The organism is uncultured Oceanisphaera sp., from assembly GCF_947495715.1.
In the GTDB taxonomy this organism is placed as follows: domain Bacteria; phylum Pseudomonadota; class Gammaproteobacteria; order Enterobacterales; family Aeromonadaceae; genus Oceanimonas; species Oceanimonas sediminis.
Map to the genome: position 1 here is coordinate 1 of NZ_CANLZU010000025.1, position 18,639 is coordinate 18,639.

The 18,639-nt window shown below is 55.8% G+C and carries 19 protein-coding genes and 1 tRNA gene; 8 read left to right on the top strand and 12 right to left on the bottom strand.

Annotated elements, in window-relative coordinates:
• Positions 1-77 (top strand) — tRNA-Val (locus Q0753_RS14650).
• Positions 78-440: 363 nt separating this feature from the next.
• Here Q0753_RS14650 and Q0753_RS14655 read toward each other — a convergent pair.
• The 7 genes from Q0753_RS14655 to Q0753_RS14685 all read right to left on the bottom strand — a co-directional run bounded on the left by Q0753_RS14655 (position 441) and on the right by Q0753_RS14685 (position 7,240).
• Entirely contained in the window at positions 441-1,631 is a 1,191-nt protein-coding gene (locus Q0753_RS14655) for a PcfJ domain-containing protein (RefSeq protein WP_298722695.1), read from the bottom strand.
• Between the two features lie 117 nt (positions 1,632-1,748).
• The gene (locus tag Q0753_RS14660; protein ID WP_298722700.1) at positions 1,749-3,152 is read right to left on the bottom strand and encodes an NAD(P)/FAD-dependent oxidoreductase; all 1,404 of its coding nucleotides are present in this window, start codon (positions 3,150-3,152) and stop codon (positions 1,749-1,751) included.
• The gene (locus tag Q0753_RS14665; RefSeq protein ID WP_298722703.1) at positions 3,139-3,456 is read right to left on the bottom strand and encodes a (2Fe-2S)-binding protein; all 318 of its coding nucleotides are present in this window, start codon (positions 3,454-3,456) and stop codon (positions 3,139-3,141) included. Before Q0753_RS14665 ends, Q0753_RS14660 begins: the two co-directional genes overlap by 14 nt.
• Before the next feature lie 3 nt (positions 3,457-3,459).
• Positions 3,460-4,563 (bottom strand): FAD-binding oxidoreductase, encoded by a 1,104-nt coding sequence (locus Q0753_RS14670; RefSeq protein WP_298722706.1) that lies wholly within the window; start codon positions 4,561-4,563, stop codon positions 3,460-3,462.
• Positions 4,564-4,580: 17 nt separating this feature from the next.
• A complete protein-coding gene (locus Q0753_RS14675) occupies positions 4,581-5,351 on the bottom strand; it encodes an ABC transporter substrate-binding protein (RefSeq protein ID WP_298722803.1) in 771 nt (256 codons plus the stop codon).
• Positions 5,352-5,461: 110 nt separating this feature from the next.
• A complete protein-coding gene (locus Q0753_RS14680; RefSeq protein WP_298722709.1) occupies positions 5,462-6,388 on the bottom strand; it encodes a LysR substrate-binding domain-containing protein in 927 nt (308 codons plus the stop codon).
• Positions 6,389-6,646: 258 nt separating this feature from the next.
• Positions 6,647-7,240, bottom strand: coding sequence for an FMN-dependent NADH-azoreductase (locus Q0753_RS14685; RefSeq protein ID WP_298722711.1), 594 nt, complete (start codon positions 7,238-7,240; stop codon positions 6,647-6,649).
• Between the two features lie 679 nt (positions 7,241-7,919).
• On the opposite strand from Q0753_RS14685, the gene Q0753_RS14690 reads away from it, so the two are divergent.
• Genes Q0753_RS14690 through Q0753_RS14700 form a run of 3 tightly spaced genes read left to right on the top strand, consistent with a single transcriptional unit; the run spans position 7,920 to position 12,676 of the window.
• Positions 7,920-9,842 (top strand): PrkA family serine protein kinase, encoded by a 1,923-nt coding sequence (locus Q0753_RS14690; protein WP_298722713.1) that lies wholly within the window; start codon positions 7,920-7,922, stop codon positions 9,840-9,842.
• 22 nt (positions 9,843-9,864) lie between these two features.
• Positions 9,865-11,133, top strand: coding sequence for a YeaH/YhbH family protein (locus Q0753_RS14695; RefSeq protein WP_298722715.1), 1,269 nt, complete (start codon positions 9,865-9,867; stop codon positions 11,131-11,133).
• 7 nt (positions 11,134-11,140) lie between these two features.
• Complete coding sequence (locus tag Q0753_RS14700; RefSeq protein WP_298722717.1) at positions 11,141-12,676, top strand: SpoVR family protein; 1,536 nt, start codon at positions 11,141-11,143, stop codon at positions 12,674-12,676.
• Between the two features lie 60 nt (positions 12,677-12,736).
• On the opposite strand, the gene fadR is transcribed toward Q0753_RS14700, so the two are convergent.
• Positions 12,737-13,450: a fatty acid metabolism transcriptional regulator FadR gene (fadR, locus tag Q0753_RS14705; protein WP_298722720.1), complete on the bottom strand. Its 714-nt coding sequence runs from the start codon at positions 13,448-13,450 to the stop codon at positions 12,737-12,739.
• 122 nt (positions 13,451-13,572) lie between these two features.
• Between fadR and dsbB the strand changes: the two genes are divergently transcribed.
• Positions 13,573-14,085, top strand: a complete 513-nt coding sequence (gene dsbB, locus Q0753_RS14710; RefSeq protein WP_298722723.1) for a disulfide bond formation protein DsbB — start codon at positions 13,573-13,575, stop codon at positions 14,083-14,085.
• A 39-nt stretch (positions 14,086-14,124) separates the two neighbouring features.
• Here the strand turns inward: dsbB and Q0753_RS14715 are convergent, their stop codons facing one another.
• From Q0753_RS14715 to Q0753_RS14725, 3 genes are read right to left on the bottom strand one after another with little or no spacing between them, the layout of a single operon-like run.
• On the bottom strand, positions 14,125-14,559 hold the full coding sequence (locus tag Q0753_RS14715) for a YcgN family cysteine cluster protein (RefSeq protein WP_298722726.1): 435 nt from the start codon (positions 14,557-14,559) through the stop codon (positions 14,125-14,127).
• 4 nt (positions 14,560-14,563) lie between these two features.
• The gene (locus tag Q0753_RS14720; RefSeq protein WP_298722729.1) at positions 14,564-15,226 is read right to left on the bottom strand and encodes a fumarylacetoacetate hydrolase family protein; all 663 of its coding nucleotides are present in this window, start codon (positions 15,224-15,226) and stop codon (positions 14,564-14,566) included.
• A 39-nt stretch (positions 15,227-15,265) separates the two neighbouring features.
• On the bottom strand, positions 15,266-15,547 hold the full coding sequence (locus Q0753_RS14725; RefSeq protein WP_298722731.1) for a YcgL domain-containing protein: 282 nt from the start codon (positions 15,545-15,547) through the stop codon (positions 15,266-15,268).
• Positions 15,548-15,652: 105 nt separating this feature from the next.
• Between Q0753_RS14725 and minC the strand changes: the two genes are divergently transcribed.
• From minC to minE, 3 genes are read left to right on the top strand one after another with little or no spacing between them, the layout of a single operon-like run.
• Positions 15,653-16,336, top strand: a complete 684-nt coding sequence (minC, locus tag Q0753_RS14730) for a septum site-determining protein MinC (RefSeq protein WP_298722734.1) — start codon at positions 15,653-15,655, stop codon at positions 16,334-16,336.
• 23 nt (positions 16,337-16,359) lie between these two features.
• Entirely contained in the window at positions 16,360-17,172 is an 813-nt protein-coding gene (gene minD / locus Q0753_RS14735) for a septum site-determining protein MinD (protein WP_298722737.1), read from the top strand.
• Between the two features lie 3 nt (positions 17,173-17,175).
• Complete coding sequence (gene minE, locus Q0753_RS14740) at positions 17,176-17,460, top strand: cell division topological specificity factor MinE (RefSeq protein WP_298722740.1); 285 nt, start codon at positions 17,176-17,178, stop codon at positions 17,458-17,460.
• A gap of 39 nt (positions 17,461-17,499) precedes the next feature.
• Here the strand turns inward: minE and rnd are convergent, their stop codons facing one another.
• Positions 17,500-18,594, bottom strand: a complete 1,095-nt coding sequence (gene rnd, locus Q0753_RS14745; protein ID WP_298722743.1) for a ribonuclease D — start codon at positions 18,592-18,594, stop codon at positions 17,500-17,502.
• Between the last annotated feature and the right edge of the window lie 45 nt (positions 18,595-18,639).

Consider the following 18,639-nt stretch of genomic DNA (forward strand, 5'->3'; position numbering starts at 1 on the left):
GCGTCCTTAGCTCAGCTGGTTAGAGCACTACCTTGACATGGTAGGGGTCGGTGGTTCGAATCCACTAGGACGCACCAGATTCCGAAAAAAGCGCACTCTAATGAGTGCGCTTTTTTCGTTTAAGGCCCCTGCCCTCTCTTTCGGTGATATTCATACCTATCTGTAAAACCCACTGATCTGTTGTCAGGATCTCTCTGCAGAAAGATACCGGGTCCGTCATGCTGATACTGAATCGAGTTCAGCATGACGAAGATTCTGTACCGGTATGACCGTGCTTAAAACACGGCATTGTTATCGGATATTGATTTCATCTTTAGTCCGATTGGTATTACCTGGTTATCAAGGCAGGAATAATGCGGCTGTTGAGTGAGCTTTTTTATTATTGTTAAATGCGCATGTTGGCATAAGTTAAACATTGCCAAGATGCCGGCGGCGATACCTCAGCCAATCAATCTCATGTGGGCGCGTTCGTCCGGGTGCAACCAGTGATGAATGGCGGCTCGGGTCTGCTCGTCCGGTTTCTGGTTGCGTGCCAACGCCACCTGACGTATTACCGGCTCTCCGTTTTGAAACGCCACTTCTATGGTCGCCCGCTGAGGCTGTATTATCCGGTAGATATAGCATTTACCCTTTATGATGTTGTGGACATAACTGGCCACGCAGTGGTGCATCAGCCGTCCTTCTTCCTGCAAATCTTCCATCGTCAGAATCGGATGAATATGCGTATTGCCGGGTACCGGCGGCGGTGGAAACTCCACTTTTCCGTGCACCGCAATTAAACGTTGCCGATTCAGGCGATCGGTCCAGCGGTCGTGCAGTGCCTTGAGCGCTTGCGGGTCTTCGCAACGCTCCAATGCAATACGGGCGTCGGTCATGCCCAGCAGCCGGGCTACATTGAGCGCATCCTGCCAGCATCGGCCATATCGACGGATCCTCGCCCTCATCGCTTCCGGGGTCAGCTCCTTCGTCAACACCAGCGGTTTGATCAGGCGGCCCCGGAGCAGTTGCGGGAAGTCGGTGGCCACCAGCAAGAGGTTGACCGGAATCCCGGCCCATGTCGTCAGGGGCTGCAACCGTTCTGGCTGGGCCAGCGCCTGGCAAAGCAGACGGTATTCTTTCAGATCGGCCTTGCCCAGCCGTATCCTGCCCAACAGCTTGACCATGGCCTTGCTGCCACTACCGGTCAGGGCCTTGAGGATCTGTCGGCGCGGCTGACTCAGCAGCTCATCCACCCTGGCGTTCGGCCATTCCTCCTCACCGCTACCGACCATCAGCAACCAGTACAGATTGGGTGAGTGCGAAAACAGCTCACGGGCATTCCGGCTTCGCGCCAGCCATTGCAGCAACCGGGTCTGCTGGTAATAAAAGGGCTGTACGGCCTCCCGCACCGGGGCCGGAATGTCGCCAACGAACCGTCCCAGCGGGCTGTCGGCACCGGCCAGGGCCGCGGCATCGAGCAGGGAAATACCAAAATCACCGTCTTCGGGCTGCCAGCGCCCCTGCTCCATTCGTTCACAGCCAAGGCCTTGCGCCCAGGAGCGATAGCGAAAGTGCGCCGCTATCGGTTCGGATAACTGCACTACAAAATGCCCCTCGGGGGTATATTCCATCTGCTTTGCGTCCAGCCACATACGCCTTCTCCGTCAATCAAGCCTGTCGCTCATCCTGAACATGGCTGGCGATAAAATAGGGTCCAGCACAGATAAAGAATACCCGATTGGCTACCATCGACAAAGGCCGGGTCTGATTTACTCTCGCAAAACCGGTTCCGGAGGCAGATCCAGGCTGGACAGTTCGTCCAGGGTCAGGGGCTTGACCGGGGCACGCAGGCGATAATAGCCCCCTTGCTCGACTTCCTGCCCCTGTAACCTGGCCATCAGCTCCGAAACAATCAGCCCGCACTGACGCCCCTGGCAGGGCCCCATGCCACAACGGGTAAAACTCTTCAGCTGATTAGGCCCCATGCAACCCAGGCTGACGGCACGGCGAATGTCACCCAGGCTTACCTCCTCGCAGCGACATACCAGCACCTCATCCTGTTCGGGCAATCGAAAGGCATCTGTGGGTCTGTAGAGCAGGTCGATAAATCGGCGAAAGGCCGTTTCCCGACCTAGCTGGCGGCGCAAACTGCGGGCATGATGATCTCGCTCGGCCTGTGTTTGCCGCCCCAGAGTATGGGCCAGCTGCTGTACCGCCAGCCGTCCTTTCAGCGCCGCCGCCACGGCACCACCTATGCCTCCGCCATCGCCGATAATACGGATATGCGGCTGTGAGCTCTGCCCCCAGGCATCCAGTAGCGGCTGCCAGCACAGTTGCGGCTCATGCCAGTGGTGCTCGCAGCCACTGGCCATGGCCAGGTTCACATTGGGTACCACTCCCTGATGCAGAAACAGCTGTTCGGTATCCAGGCATTGTTGCCGTCCACCGGCCCGATAGGTCACCCGGCTCAGCACCCCGTCTTCATCGTGGGCGGCAAGCTCGGTGACTCCACGCACGAAGGGAATGCCGGCGGCGCGAATGTCCCGCAGCAGTGTCAGTCCCTTCCACAGGTAGCCCGCCCCATACAGGGCGCCGTCGAGGGCGCCAAGGGCCCGGCGATAATTGGCGGCCGGCGTGGTATCCAGCAACGCCTTTACCTTGATTCCGGCCTGCAGATATTGCCATACCACCAGATAGAGCAAGGGCCCACAGCCGGCAAAAACGGCACCGTCGGCGGCCAGTCCCGGGCTTTTCAGCAAAATTTGCGCCGCCCCGGCGGTCATCACCCCGGGCAGGGTCCAGCCGGGAATGGGAAAGGGACGCTCCTGAGCGCCATTGGCGATCATCACCTGGCGGGCCTGCAACGAGGCGGCCCGACCTTGGTGACTGTAATACACCCGAGCATCACTCTCGATTTGCCACACCTGGGTGTTCGGCAAATATCGACAGCCGCTGTCGGCAAAGGCGTCGGCCAGGGAGCGACCCTCATCATAGTCGGGCCCCAGAATACGAGGGTCTGCAATAGAGGGCCGGCCTATGTTGCGGTAAATCTGTCCGCCGACCCGGGGTTGTTCATCCAGCAGCACCGACGTCAGGCCCAGACGTTGCGCCTCGATGGCCGCCGCCATGCCCGCAGGTCCGGCCCCCACAATGGCCAGATCAGCATCCATCATCACCCTCCTCCCACACACTCTGCTCTTTCTGCAGAGGCAAGCGAATGTGCATCTCCGGCCGTACCTCGGTCAGACACCCCTGTCGGTTCGGAATACCGTCTATCTCCACCAGACACTCGAAACAGACCCCCATCATGCAATAAGGACCACGCGGACTGCCGGAAACCGGGCTGGCCCGATTGACTTTGTATCCCAGCGCCAGCAAGGCGGCGGCCACCGTATAGCCGGCGGGAACCTGCCGGGGTTGCTCATCGACATAAAAGGTCAGCAAGGGGCGCGGTTGCTGACTGACATCCTTGAACATGACTTAGTCCTTGAATCGTTGGGGAGTGAAGGCATCCAGTTCCGGGCTCAAAGCGGGTTCCAGCAGCATCGGCGCCAGCGTCAGGGCATGTGCCGCCGCCAGGGTCACACCGCTGTGCGAGCTGAAGGCATGAACCCGGGGGCCCGCTGTCCGGCTTTGCTCATACACCGGATAACCATCCGGACTCATTACCCTGAGCGCCCCCCAGCCTCGTACGATACGCCGGTGGCGCAAGGCGGGCAGCAGCGAAATGGCCCGCCGGGCCAGTTGTGCCATGACAGCCGGGGTATTGCCGTCATTCAGACCCACCTGCTCGGATGAATCGCCGATCTGGATAGAGCCCTCTCCGGTCTGGCGCAGGTAGATGGACGGATAATTCAGCAGCCTGGGCAGACGTTCGGTGATCAGCAGCTGGCCACGCTGGGGAGTCAGGGGTTGCGACAAGCCGACCATGGGCGCCAGTCGGCAATTGTCGAGCCCCGCCGCCAGCACCAGCTGTTCGGCCCGTATCGGCCCCTGCTCCGTATGCAGTACAAAGCCATCGTGCCTGGTCTCTATGTTCAATACATGATGACGCGGCCGGTAATGGCCGCCCCTGGCCAGAAAACCCGCATGCAGGGCGCGCAGCAGAAACAGCGGATTGACGTGACCGTCGTTGGGCGAGTAGCAGGCACCGGGAATATTGGCGTCGATATGGGGTTCCAGCCTGGCCAGCTGTCGGGCATTCAGAAACTGATATTCGAAGTCTGTACCACTGACGGCGGCTTGTTGCGCCAGCTCGAGGCGATAGGCTTCCAGCTCCGGCTCATCCAGACAGTAATGAATGCCGCCGCGCTGGCGAAAGTGCACATCGATGCCGGTCAGCTCGATCAGTTCGGCGGCAAAGTCCGGCCACAGCCGACAGGAATCCAGGGTCCAGCGGGCATAGGCAGGAAAGTCGGCCCCCTTGCCCTGTACCCACAGCAGCCCGAAGTTACCCCGGGCCGCACGCAGCCCCTGGTCTCCTTCATCCAGCATCAGCGTCTCTATGCCTTGCCGGGCCAGACCATAGCCCAGCGCCGCGCCTACCATGCCACCGCCGATAACGACGACTCGGCTATCTTTCATGCTTAGCCGCCCTTATTTCATCCACCATAGATATCGAATTCGAAGTACTTGTCCTGGATCTGCTGATAGATACCCTTGCTGCGGATGGCCTTGATGGCGTCATTGAATTTTTCGCGCAACTCGTCATCGCGTTTGCGGACGGCGATGCCCACCCCCTCACCGAACCATTTTTTGTCGGTAATGAGGGGGCCGGTAAAGTCGAAGTCGCCGCCGTTTTGCTTCTCCAGCAAACCGCTTTCGATGGCGGGAATGTTGTTGAACACCAGATCGACACGACCGGATATCAGATCCAGAAAGGCGTTTTCCGGAGAGCCGTAACGCTTGATATCCACGCCCTCAAAATTATCGGCGACGTATTTTTCATGGGTGCTGGAGCCCTGTACACCGACCGACTTTCCTTTCAGACCGTCCGGTTCGAAGTTGAACTCGGTGCCTTTTTTCGCCACGAAGCGGGAAGATATCTGGTAATACTTGTCGGTAAAGTCGACCTTGAGCCTGCGCTCCTCGGTAATCGACATAGAGGCGACGATGGCATCGAACTTTCGCGCCAGCAGCGAGGGGATCATGCCGTCCCATTCCTGCGTAACCAGGGTGCATTTCACCTGCATCTGTTCGCAAAGGGCGTTGGCCATGTCGATATCAAACCCTTTCAGCTCCCCTTCCGTGGTGGTCCAGCTATAAGGAGGATAGGCGCCCTCTACCGCAATCCGTACCTGTTTCCATTCCTTGGCGGCAACCGGCCCTACGGTCAGCATGGTGGTGGTCGCAGCCAGGGCAATCATCTTCATTTTCATCGTGAACTCCTTGTCATCGGTAACAGACGCTTGTCGGAGTTCAACTTATAGTGCGCCGGCCACCGAACACCAATGCCGTTTGCCGCCCTGGGTATGTTCCCGTGTTATAGGCTGCCGTTCTTCTCATGACGCAGGCTGATCCCAACGGCTTCTGCCTGGCTGAACAGGGAGTCGACAAAGGCACGAGCCAGATCGGAATTCGGGCGAAAGGCGGGGTACAGGATCTGGAACCGATAGGGAATACAGGGACGAAACTCGCGGATGACGATGTTCAAGCCGCACTGCTGCGCATGCCGGGCGGTGAAGGGATCAACCACCGCCACACCAAGCCCTTCTGCCACCAGAGACGCCGCAACCGAGGCGAAAGAGACCTCAACCACATCCAGACTGTGTATACCGGCCTGCGCAAGCGCCCGATCCAGTGCCTGCTGGGCCGAATCGCTGTTTTCATAGCGGATAAAAGGCATGCCGGACAAATCCGCCGGCGTCAGGCTGGGCATCGCCGCCAGTTCGCTGCCGGCAGGCACAATGCAGACACAATCCCCCCACACCGGAATGGCCGTTACACTGGGACTGGTGATCTCCGTATCGGCAAACCCCAGATCACAAGACTGGATCTCGGTACGCCTGAGCACCTCTTCCGACCGATAGCTCTTCAGCGATGCCTTGAGCCCGGGGGTTTCCCGCATCAATCGCCCCAGAATCGCCGGCAAAAAACTGTTGGACAGCATGGGAAAGGCCGTGATGTGCAGGCTGCCATGATGCTGCTCGGCAATGTCTCGCGCACTGTGCTCTAAATGTTCCAGCGCCGAGAATGCCTTGCTCACCTCCAGATAGAAGGCCGTGCCCTTGTCGGTGGGTACCAGTCGCCCCCGTATACGCTGAAACAGGGCAAAGCCGAGCTGGTGCTCAAGGCTTGCCACCAGTCGGCTGATGGCAGGCTGGGTAACATGAATATGAGCCGATGCCGCCATCATGGTGCCAAGCTCATAGACGGCCTTAAAGGCATTGAGCTGCTGAAACTTTATCATCGAATCCTTTCCTCTTCGTCACTATCACCTGCCCGCTCATGTTGAAGCCGGTCAACTGACCCAAAACACACTACGCACAACAGGCAGATAACCGGAGATGACATTCTCTTTTCGCCAACCAATGGTGGTATGAAAAAGGGACTGCCATGGCAGTCCCTTTCTGGTCGATTCGATATTAATCAACTTCGATATTAATCAACAAGGTTAGCAATCATTACGCACAGCCCGGTTGGTAAGCGACCGGCTTTCCGACCATGATCAGACGGTTGCTACCAAGGCATCCAGCTGGTTCCGCGCATGCTTCAAACCGGCTTGCTGCGCTTCTTCTCCCATGCCCTGGGCCTCTGCATAAACGAACTCGACCTCATCGATACCGATAAAGCCCAGTACGGTGCGCAGATAAGGCGTGACCATATCATGAGGACTGTCTTTATGTCTGCCACCGCTGGTGGTCACCACCACCGCCTTTTTGCCGGTAAGCAGCCCCTGGGGCCCCTGCTCGGTATAACGAAAGGTCACCCCCGCACGACAGATAAGGTCAATCCAGGCCTTGAGCTGAACCGGAATATGAAAGTTATACATGGGAGCGGCAATCACCAGGGTATCGGCCCTCTTCAGTTCCTCCACCAACCGATCCGACAGCGCCAGCACTGCCTGTTGCTGTTCATTCAGGGGGGCTCCGCCACGCAGTGCCGAGGCGCCGGCACCGTCCAGCATCGGCAGCGGCTCTGCGGCCAGATCGCGTAACAGAGTACCCTCGTTGCCCATGCGTTCAACCATATAATCAATCAATTTTGATGATTGCGAGTATTCACCCAAAATGCTGGATTTCAGTACCAATGTCGTCGTCATACGAACCCTTCCGTGTAATAAATTCATGAAGTATCAGCTAATTGCCATCATAACGCAGCGCGCATGCAGGCTGTGTCGTTACTGTAAGGCAGGCGGGACGGGAGAGAAATCGGAAATTAACGCACAAGACTATCAATTTTTTTGAATGAAAGAAAAGAGTGCACAACAGGTTACGTAAACGTAATGAGGGTGAGACTGCAGATGCTCAGAAAAAAGAAAACCCTCGCAAGCGAGGGTCAAACAAACGGAAACGTGCTTAAACAGAGCTACACATAACACCTGACAAGATGCTCACTTGTGATGGAGCAAATAACCAAGCCTTAATGCGTGTTCAATCTAACCGGACAAAAATGTGAAGTCAACGTAAAAAATGATAATACCCGCAATTGCACAGCAAACAAACACAAGTCAGACGATTACGTAAAGGTAAGCTTGTGATCGCCTCACGGATAGATTCAATCGGGTATGAATTGACGTCTCTCTGTTTTCTGACAAAAGCGGCCTTGCTCCAGGCCCCGTTCAACACGGTGGGCATCACAAAATCTTCGACATTTCTGAACGTTACACATGCGTAATAAGAAAATACTGACTAACCTTTCATCAAGGGAATGAAATATGTGTGCGCAAGGCTCTTTCTTATGTGGTGAACGTCAGAGCCGGTATTTATGGGGGATAAACCATGGGAATATTCGAGCATTACCAATCGCGCTACGAGAAGGCAAAAGAAGAGGAATACGGCCTGCTGGAATTCCTGGACATGTGTCGGGAAGACAAGGCCTGTTACGCTTCGGCCTCCGAGCGCCTGCTAATGGCCATCGGCGAGCCGGAAATGATCGACACCGCTCAGGTGCCAAGATTCAGCCGGCTCTTCTCTAACCGGGTGATTGCCCGCTACCCGGCTTTCGCCGAATTTTACGGCATGGAAGAAAGCATTGAGCAGATTGTTTCCTACCTGAAGCACGCCGCTCAGGGGCTGGAAGAAAAGAAACAGATACTGTATCTGCTGGGGCCGGTGGGCGGCGGTAAGTCATCGCTGGCCGAGTGCCTCAAGGGACTGATGCAGAAGGTGCCTATCTATCGACTCAAGGGCTCTCCGGTCAACGACCATCCTTTCTGTCTGTTCGATGCCGCAGAAGACGGCCCCATGCTGGAGCAGGAATACGGCATTCCACGCCGTTATCTGCGGCCCATTATGTCGCCCTGGGCGGTGAAACGGCTGCATGAATACGGCGGTGACATCTCCCGCTTCAAGGTAGAAAAGGTCTATCCTTCGGTGCTCGACCAGATTGCGGTCGCCAAAACCGAGCCGGGTGATGACAACAACCAGGACATTTCATCTCTGGTCGGCAAGGTCGACATCCGCAAACTGGAGCATTATGCCCAGGATGATGCCGACGCCTACTCCTACTCCGGCGCCCTCTGTAAGGCCAACCAGGGCATGATGGAATTCGTGGAGATGTTCAAGGCGCCCATCAAGGTGCTGCACCCACTGCTGACCGCCACCCAGGAAGGTAACTATAACGGTACCGAGGGACTCTCTGCCCTGCCCTTCGAAGGCATTATTCTGGCTCACTCCAACGAGTCCGAATGGCAGCACTTCAAACACAACAGAAATAACGAGGCCTTTCTCGATCGGGTGTATATCGTCAAGGTGCCTTACTGCCTGCGGGTCACCGAAGAAGTGGATATCTATCAGAAGCTGCTTGCCAACAGTGAGCTGTCTCACGCCAAGTGTGCTCCCGGCACCCTGGAGACCCTGGGTCAGTTCACCGTGCTGTCACGTCTGAAAGAGCCCGAAAACTCCAGCCTGTATTCCAAGATGCGCGTCTATGATGGCGAAAGCCTGAAAGACACGGATCCCAAGGCCAAGTCGTATCAGGAGTATCGGGACTACGCCGGGGTAGACGAAGGCATGAACGGTCTCTCGACCCGCTTCGCCTTCAAGATACTGTCGCGGGTGTTCAACTTCGACCACGCCGAAGTCGCCGCCAACCCGGTACACCTGTTCTATGTACTGGAGCAGCAGATAGAGCGGGAACAGTTTCCCCAGGAAGTGCACGACCGTTACCTGGAGTTCATCAAGGGTTATCTGATCCCCAAGTACGTGGAGTTTATCGGCAAGGAGATTCAAACCGCCTATCTGGAGTCCTACTCCGAATACGGTCAGAACATCTTCGACCGTTACGTCATTTACGCCGACTTCTGGATTCAGGATCAGGAGTACCGGGATCCGGAAACCGGCCAGCTGTTTGACCGTTCGGCGCTTAATGCGGAACTGGAAAAGATAGAGAAGCCCGCCGGCATCAGCAACCCCAAGGATTTTCGCAACGAAATCGTCAACTTCGTGCTGCGGGCCCGGGCCAACAATGCCGGTAAAAATCCCAACTGGACCAGTTACGAGAAGCTCAGAACCGTTATCGAGAAGAAAATGTTCTCCAACACCGAAGAGTTGCTGCCGGTCATTTCCTTCAATTCCAAGACCAGTGCCGACGAGCAGAAAAAGCACGACGACTTTGTCGCCCGGATGATGGAAAAAGGCTATACCCGCAAACAGGTGCGACTGCTGTCTGAATGGTACCTGCGGGTACGCAAGTCAACTTAACAAGATAAGCGTTGGGGGAACTATGGCGCATTTTATCGATAGACGACTAAATGGCCGCAACAAAAGCGCTGTTAACCGGCAGCGCTTTATCCGCCGCTACCAACAACAACTGAAAAAAGCGGTGTCGGACGCGGTACTCAAACGCAGCATTCAGGATATCGATCAGGGGGAAAGTGTTTCCATTCCTACCCGGGATATATCCGAGCCGGTGTTTCATCAGGGTAAGGGCGGTCACCGGGATCAGGTGCACCCGGGCAATGATCAGTTTGTCACCGGCGACCGGGTCGATCGCCCCGCCGGTGGTGGTAGCGGCGGCAGCGGCCAGGGCGATGCCAGTAATCAGGGCGAAGGCGAAGACGATTTCGTCTTCCAGATCTCCAAGGAAGAATATCTGGATTTGCTGTTCGATGGTCTCGAGCTGCCGAACCTGGAGAAAAACAAGCTCAACAAGATAAGCGAAATGAAAACCTTCCGCGCCGGCTACACCGCAGACGGGGTGCCGGCCAATATCAACATAGTACGATCTCTGCGCCAGTCTCTGGCTCGGCGCATGGCGCTGCAGGTAGGCAAGAAGAAAACCGTCGCCGAACTGGAGCAGGAGCTGCTTGAACTCGGCAAGCATCCCGCCGAAAACTATGCTCGCATACAGGATATAGAGGCACAGATCGTCGAGCTTAAACGGCGCATCGCGGCGGTGCCCTTTATCGACACCTTCGATCTTCGCTTCAACAACTTTGTACAGCGCCCCATTCCTTCGACTCAGGCGGTCATGTTTTGCCTGATGGATGTCTCGGGCTCTATGGATCAGGCCACCAAGGACATGGCCAAACGCTTTTATCTGTTGCTCTATCTGTTCCTGACCCGTACCTATAAAAATGTGGAGGTGGTATTTATTCGCCACCATACCCAGGCCAAGGAAGTGGACGAACAGGAGTTTTTCTACTCTCAGGAAACCGGGGGCACCATTGTCTCCAGCGCCCTGCAGCTGATGAAAGAAGTCATGGCGGCCCGCTATCCTCCGGATCAATGGAACATCTATGCGGCACAGGCATCCGATGGTGATAACTGGGCCGATGACTCTCCGCTATGCAAACAGTTGCTGCAAGAGGACATCATGTCTTTTGTGCGTTACTACGCCTACATAGAAATCACCAACCGGGCACACCAGACACTCTGGCACGAATACGAGTCCATCGCCCGTCAGTTCCCCAACTTTGCCATGGAGCACATACGTGCGGTAGAAGACATTTATCCCGTATTCAGGGAACTGTTCAAGAAACAAGCGGCATGAGGTAACTATGTCTAAAACAACCACCTCTGATGCAATAACAGCTATTCACCCGCTCAGTGACGGCCCCGACTGGAGTTTTGAGCTACTCGAGGACTATCACAAGGAAATAGCCCGTATTGCCGAGAGTTATGGCCTGAGCACCTATCCCAACCAGATAGAGATCATCACCGGTGAGCAGATGATGGACGCCTACTCCAGCATCGGCATGCCCATTGGTTATCATCACTGGTCCTACGGTAAAAAATTCATTCAGACCGAACAGCATTACAAGCGTGGTCAGATGGGCCTGGCCTATGAAATAGTCATCAACTCCAACCCTTGTATCGCCTATCTGATGGAAGAGAACACCATGCCGATGCAGGCCCTGGTCATCGCCCATGCCTGCTATGGTCATAACTCTTTCTTCAAGAACAACTACCTGTTCACGACCTGGACCGACGCCGAGTCCATTATCGACTATCTGCTGTTCTCGAAACATTACATTACCGAATGCGAAGAGAAATATGGTGTTGCCGAGGTCGAGTCCATCCTCGACAGCTGTCATGCACTGATGAACTACGGGGTGGACAGATACAAACGGCCACAGAAACTGTCTCTGGCCGAAGAACGCCGGCGGCAGAAGGCGCGCGAAGCCTATCTGCAAACCCAGGTCAACGAGCTGTGGAAAACCCTGCCCCGCATGGACGATGCCAAGCAGGAAAAGAAACGCCGTTATCCCGAAGAGCCGGAAGAAAACATTCTGTACTTTATCGAGAAACACGCCCCCCTGCTCGAGCCCTGGCAGCGGGAAATCGTGCGCATCGTGCGCAAGATAAGCCAGTATTTCTATCCCCAGAAGCAGACTCAGGTGATGAACGAAGGCTGGGCGACCTTCTGGCACTACACCATCACTCAACATATGTACGACGAGGGGCTGGTGACCGACCGCTTCATCATGGAAGTACTGCACAACCATACCAACGTCATCTACCAGCCGTCTTATAACAGCAAGTATTATTCCGGCATCAACCCCTATGCCCTGGGCTTTGCCATGTTTCAGGACTTGCGCCGTATCTGCGAGCACCCCACCGACGAAGACCGGGCCTGGTTTCCGGATATCGCCGGATCCGAGTGGGTAAAGACCCTGCACTTTGCCATGGAGAACTTCAAGGACGAGAGCTTTATCAGCCAGTTTTTGTCACCCAAGGTGATGCGCGATCTCCATCTGTTCGCGGTGGCCGATGACGATACCCGTAATTATCTGGAAATTTCGGCCATACATGATGAACAGGGCTATCGCCAGCTGCGTCAGACCCTGTCAAATCAGTATAATCTGTCCAACCTCGAGCCCAACATTCAGGTCTATAACGTGGAAGTAAAGGGCGATCGCTCTCTCACTCTGCGACACGTACCGCATAACCGTATTCCACTGGCAGATTCGCATCACCAGGTGCTGAAACACGTGCATCGCCTGTGGGGCTTTAATGTGATACTCGAGCAGGAAGAAGCGGACGGCAACGCCAGCATCATAGGCCGCTGCCCGGAACGACCACTTGCCGAATAAAAAAACGCCTCCGAAAGGAGGCGTTTTTTAGCAGTGCTGTCTCTATCAATGCTGTGCCTATCAGTGTTGTGCCAGGGTATCCGGTAAATGCTCACGCATATCCAGCCACAACCGGCCCGAATTCTTACCGTAATCCCGTACCAGCTCGGCCACCTCATCAAGGTTGCCGCTGGCTGCCAGTCCGGAAAGCGCGCGATAATACTCCGCCGCCAGCCGGCGTGCCGCCGGTTGTGAAAAATAGTGGCGCCCCACCCGACAGTACAATCCCTTGAAACCATTAAGAATCAGGGCATAGATAGGATTGCCGGAAGCAAAGGCCAGCTGATGATGCAGTTCATAATCATAGGCGGCAAAGGCCTCTGCCTCATCGGCCAGCTGTTCCAGCTCGGCGATGACGGCCATCACCCGTTCGGGATCATTTTTTACCGCACCACGAATGAAAATGCTGCTGATATGTGTGCGGGCAGACAACAGATGGTCAATCAATTCAGGCATCTTGTCTTCATCGAGGCGAGCCAGGGTTTCCAGTATGTTGAGACTCGACGTTTCCCAGAAGTTATTTACCCGGGTCGGCTTGCCGTGCTGTATGGTCAGCCAACCGTCGCGCGCCAGCCGTTGCAGCACCTCACGCAGGGTGGTGCGAGTCACTCCTATCAACTCCGATAATTCCCGCTCGGCGGGCAGGATGGAGCCTGGGGGAAAGTGACTGTTCCAGATGGATTCTATGATATATTGTTCTGCAAAATTAGCTGGGCTTTGTGCCTTGATGACCATGAAACCACTCTGTTAAATTTGTTATGGCAGGCAGGATTAATGGTCGATAATAACAGAGCTGACCAGTTTGTCACAAGCCCAACCCAGCCAACCGTCCCCACCCCGAACGCCATGAGGAATCGATGCTGTACGCTTTTTCACGTACCCGACTTGCCTGGGGTCTGTTGACCTTTACCGCCACCGCGTTATTGCTGACGGCGCTGTTTTTCCAGTATGTACAGGAACTGTATCCCTGTGTGATGTGTGTCTATCAAAGGGCCGCGCTGGCCGGGGTGATACTGGCTGGCATACTCGGCTGGCTGGCGCCACGCAATGGATGGGTAAGCGGGGTTGCCCTGGTGGCCTGGCTGGCGGCGGCAGCCAAGGGATTCTGGCTGGCAAAAGTCCATGTCGGTTATCAACTCAACCCTTCTCCCTTCAACCAGTGCTCCAGTTTCGCCGAGTTTCCGGGCTGGCTGGCGCTGGATCGCTGGTGGCCGGCCCTGTTTCATCCCACGGGAGACTGTGCCGATGCTTCCTGGGCCTGGCTGGGCTTGAGCATGCCCCAGTGGCTGATGGGTATTTTCGCCCTGCTGGCCGCACTGGCGGCTTTGTTTATTGTCGTGCGGGTAAAAAACGTGAGGGGTGAGGGGTGAGGTTTTACCCCTCTCACCTCACCTCTTACCCCTCACGAATTAACAAGCCCAGGTAATGATGTGGTCTTCCCAGTTTCCGGCCTTGGACTCCGGCACTACCTTGCCGCGTACCGACTGGCCGGCTTTGTGCATGGCGCTCTTGGAGCCGGTGCGCAATGGGTGCCAGGACGGCAACGACTGGCCTTCTGCCAGCAAACGGTAGGCACAGGTGGACGGTAGCCAGAAATAATCGTCCAGTTTGTCCCGGGTAATCTTCAGACAATCCGGCACCTTGGCGAAGCGATTGGCATAATCGCTACAGGCACAGCTGTGCGTGTTCAACAGCTCGCAAGCCACATTGGTGTGCACCAGCTCGTCGGTGTCTTCATCAATCAGCTTGTTGAGGCAACATTTGCCACAGCCGTCACACAAGGCTTCCCATTCCCCGTCGGACATCTCCTCCAGAGACTTGGTATACCAGAAATCGGCCTGCATAAATTTATCCTGCTACTTTGGCACTGAATCGGTACTGACCGTCCAGTTGCATATCGAGTTCATCCAGCGGTTTGAGTTCGGCTACGCCCTTGGGAGTACCGGTCAGTACCACATCGCCGGGATTAAGGGTAAAGCAACGGCTCATCTGGGCCAGCAGCTCACCAATAGACCACATCATCATGGCGGTATTACCATTTTGCCGCGGCTCACCATTGACCTGTAAAGAGAAATCAAGCCGCTGCAAGTCGTTGAGTACCTCGGGCAGGGCAAAGGGAGTAACAGGGCAACTACCATCGAAGGCCTTGGCTCGCTCCCAGGGATGTCCCTGAGCCTTAAGCTTGTCCTGCACATCGCGCAGGGTCAAATCCAGTGCCAGGCCCACACCGGCAACCGCTTCCAGCGCGTGCCCGGGTTCGACATGGCACAAACGACGACCAATCAACAACGCCACTTCCAACTCATGATGCACGGCGCCCAGCCCCTTGGGCAGCAACAGAGGCGCGTCCAGCCCGGTCAGGCTGGTAGACGGCTTGATGAATAACAGTGGTTCTTCGGGTACGGGATTGTTGAGCTCCGCCGCATGATCCTGATAACTGCGGCCCACACATACCACTTTACCTACCGCATAGGGCAACGGTTGCCCCTGTAAGTCCATATGTTGATACATAAGAGGCTCCTTGCTGATACGCAGCGTGTTGAAGAGGATTCAGGCGGAAGGATCTGCCTGAGATGCCCGGTGTTGTTTAAGCAAATTTTCCGGCGGTGGTGGTAATTGAAGGTAATACCCCTGGGTCTGTAACGCCAGCCTGACCTTGGCCAAATCAGCCTGCGCCAGGTGAGTCTTTGTTGCCAGATTGATGATCATGGCGAGCCTGGGCGACCCGAAGGTATCCAGTAAAGGGGACGGTACGCGAGAGAAGTCGTCGCGCCGCTCGACAAAAAGATAAGTCTCTGCCTTTTTGGGGCTTTTATACACTACACACAACATGGAAATTGCTATAATCCGTCGGGTTTATTGCCAGTTAAGATGGCAAACTATAACATCAGCACGACCAATAACAAAAAGGATTGAATCCTCGGGGGAAAGCCGCTTATGGCGGAGCATGGCATCGAATTGAAAGGCAGTAACTTTACCCTGTCGGTTGTGCATATGGCCGATGGCGATATTCAGCAGGTAAAGCGACAGCTGGAAGAAAAAATTGCACTGGCACCGGCGTTCTTTCGCGCAGCACCGCTGGTTATCAATATAGAAAAGTTGTCACAGACACCCGATTTTACGGCACTGGCTGATGCGCTCAAGGCACTGGATCTGGTACCGGTGGGCATTACCGGCGCCAAAGATGATGCGACCCGCAACGCCGCCCGGGCCGCGGGCCTGGCGGTGGTCAGCACCGGTAAAATTCCGACGCAGCAAGACGCTCCCGCAGCCCCGGCCGCCACGATTAACCAGCCCGGAACCAAGGTTCACCGCGGCCCGGTACGCTCCGGCCAGCAGGTTTATGCTGCCAATGGTTCACTGGTGATTCTGGGCTCGGTCAGTAACGGCGCCGAAGTCATCGCCGATGAGAGCATTCATATTTACGGTCAGCTGCGGGGCCGGGCTGTGGCCGGTGCCAAGGGCAGCGAGTCGGCACGCATTTATTGCCAGCAGTTAATGGCCGAGCTGATCTCTGTTGCCGGTCATTATCAACTCAGTGATGGATTACAGGGTGATAACTGGGAAAAACCAGTCACTATTTCTCTGGCGGGCGAACAGTTAAAGTTCGATCGCCTCTAATTTTACGAGCTTAGGAACACACTATGGCACGAATTATCGTCGTCACATCCGGGAAAGGAGGCGTGGGTAAAACCACCTCCAGTGCAGCCATCAGTACCGGCCTGGCCAGTCTCGGTCATAAAACCGTGGTGGTTGATTTTGATATCGGCTTACGCAACCTGGATTTGATCATGGGCTGCGAACGTCGCGTGGTATACGACTTTGTTAACGTGATTAACGGTGACGCCAATCTCAATCAGGCACTGATCCGGGATAAGCGGGTAGAACAGCTCTATATTCTGCCCGCCTCCCAGACCCGGGACAAAGATGCCCTCACCCGGGAAGGAGTAGAAAAGATCCTCAACGACCTGGCCGACATGGGTTTCGAGTACATTATCTGCGACTCGCCTGCCGGCATCGAAACCGGGGCGCTGATGGCACTGTATTTTGCCGATGAAGCCGTCGTCACCACCAACCCGGAAGTATCCTCGGTACGGGATTCCGATCGTATTCTGGGTATTCTGTCGTCCAAATCACGCCGGGCCGAGCAAGGGTTGGAGCCGATTAAAGAACACCTGCTGCTGACCCGCTATTCTCCCGAGCGTGTCAGTCGTGGCGACATGCTGAGCGTGCATGACGTACAGGAAATTCTGGCCATCCCCCTGCTGGGTGTCATCCCCGAGTCCCAGGCCGTGCTCAAGGCATCCAACGCCGGTGAGCCGGTGATTCTGGATGGCGAATCCGATGCCGCTCTGGCTTATGCCGACACCGTCGCCCGCCTGCTGGGTGAAGAACGCTCCTTCCGTTTCCTCGATGAAGAGAAGAAGGGATTTTTTAGCCGACTTTTTGGGAGTTAACCCATGTCTCTACTGGACTATTTTCGTTCAAAAAAGACCCAAACCAGCGCCAAGCTCGCAAAAGAGCGCCTGCAGATCATTGTTGCCCACGAACGTAGCCAGCGGGACACCCCGGATTATCTACCGCAAATGCAACAGGATATTCTGGAGGTGATTCGTAAATATGTGGACATCGACATCGATCAGATTTCGGTACAGCTCGACCAGAAAGGCGATCACTTGTCGGTACTGGAGCTCAACATCATGTTCCCCGATATGGACGAAAAAGCAGAAAAACCGGTCGCATAGTAAAAGTCAGGGGCGAGCCTGTTCGCCCCCTTTTATGCATTACAGCTGTGATGCAAGCAGTTCTCCACGCCAGCCTTGCAACAGGATCGGCGTCATGTCCTTACTTTCTTCCAGCCGCCATTTCCAACTCAGATACTGATGGATCAATCGCTTCGATGCGATGAGTTCCGCCGGTATTTCCGCCTGCTCTCCGGCATGATCCACAATGGCCTTGATCCGCTTGAGCTCCGCCTTGTAGCCGGGATAATCCACCAGTCGCTGCACCGGCTCCGGCCAGTGGTCGGGCGCATCCAGCGCCTGCCGTACCAGCGCCAGCAAGGTGTCGCCATGACGTTTGATTTCCATGGGTTCCAGCCCCAGCCGGTTCAAATCGGCCAGACTCTGTGGCGCCCGCTCTGCCACGCGAAACAGATTGGCCTCCTTCACCACAAAGTTGACCGCCAGATCCCGACGGCGCGCCTCGGTCAGCCGCCACTGACACAACCGCTGCAAGATACCCAGCGCCTGCCTGTCCAGGGTCCAGGCATTCTTGATATCCAGGTAGGCAAGCGCAGGAGCCACGCTCTCGCTGCGTCGCTTTACGGCTCGAGCACATTCCTGCTCGAACCAGTCGGTCAGCCCCTTTTGCTGCAGCTGTTGCATCAGCTTTTGATACACAGGATAGAGATAAATCACATCGTCGGCCGCGTAGCTGAGCTGTGCGCTCGACAAGGGCCGAGCCAGCCAGTCGGTACGTGCATGGGCCTTGTCCAGGCTCACACCAAGCAGCTTCTCGACCAAGGGAGCAAAGCCAAGCTGGGTACCATAGCCCAGAAAGGCGGCCGCCAGCTGGGTATCGTGTACCCGGGCCGGCAAGGCGCCACTTTGATGCTGGAACAGCTCCAGATCCTCTCCCCCGGCATGCAGCACACACAGGCGTTCGGGATCGTGCAACAGGCGCCACAAGGGCGACAGATCAGATACCGCGACCGGATCGATCAGCGCCGTCTGCTTGCCGTCAAACAGTTGGTAGAGACCCGGTTTGGCATAGAAGGTACGGGTGCGAACAAATTCGGTATCCAACGCCAGCAAGGTGGCGTCGGTGGCACAGAAATCGGCCAGGGTCTGGTTATCGGTGATCAGTGTATAAGTCATGGGCACTCTGCGTTGGCGGCAAAAACAAAAAGACCCCGGTCGCCC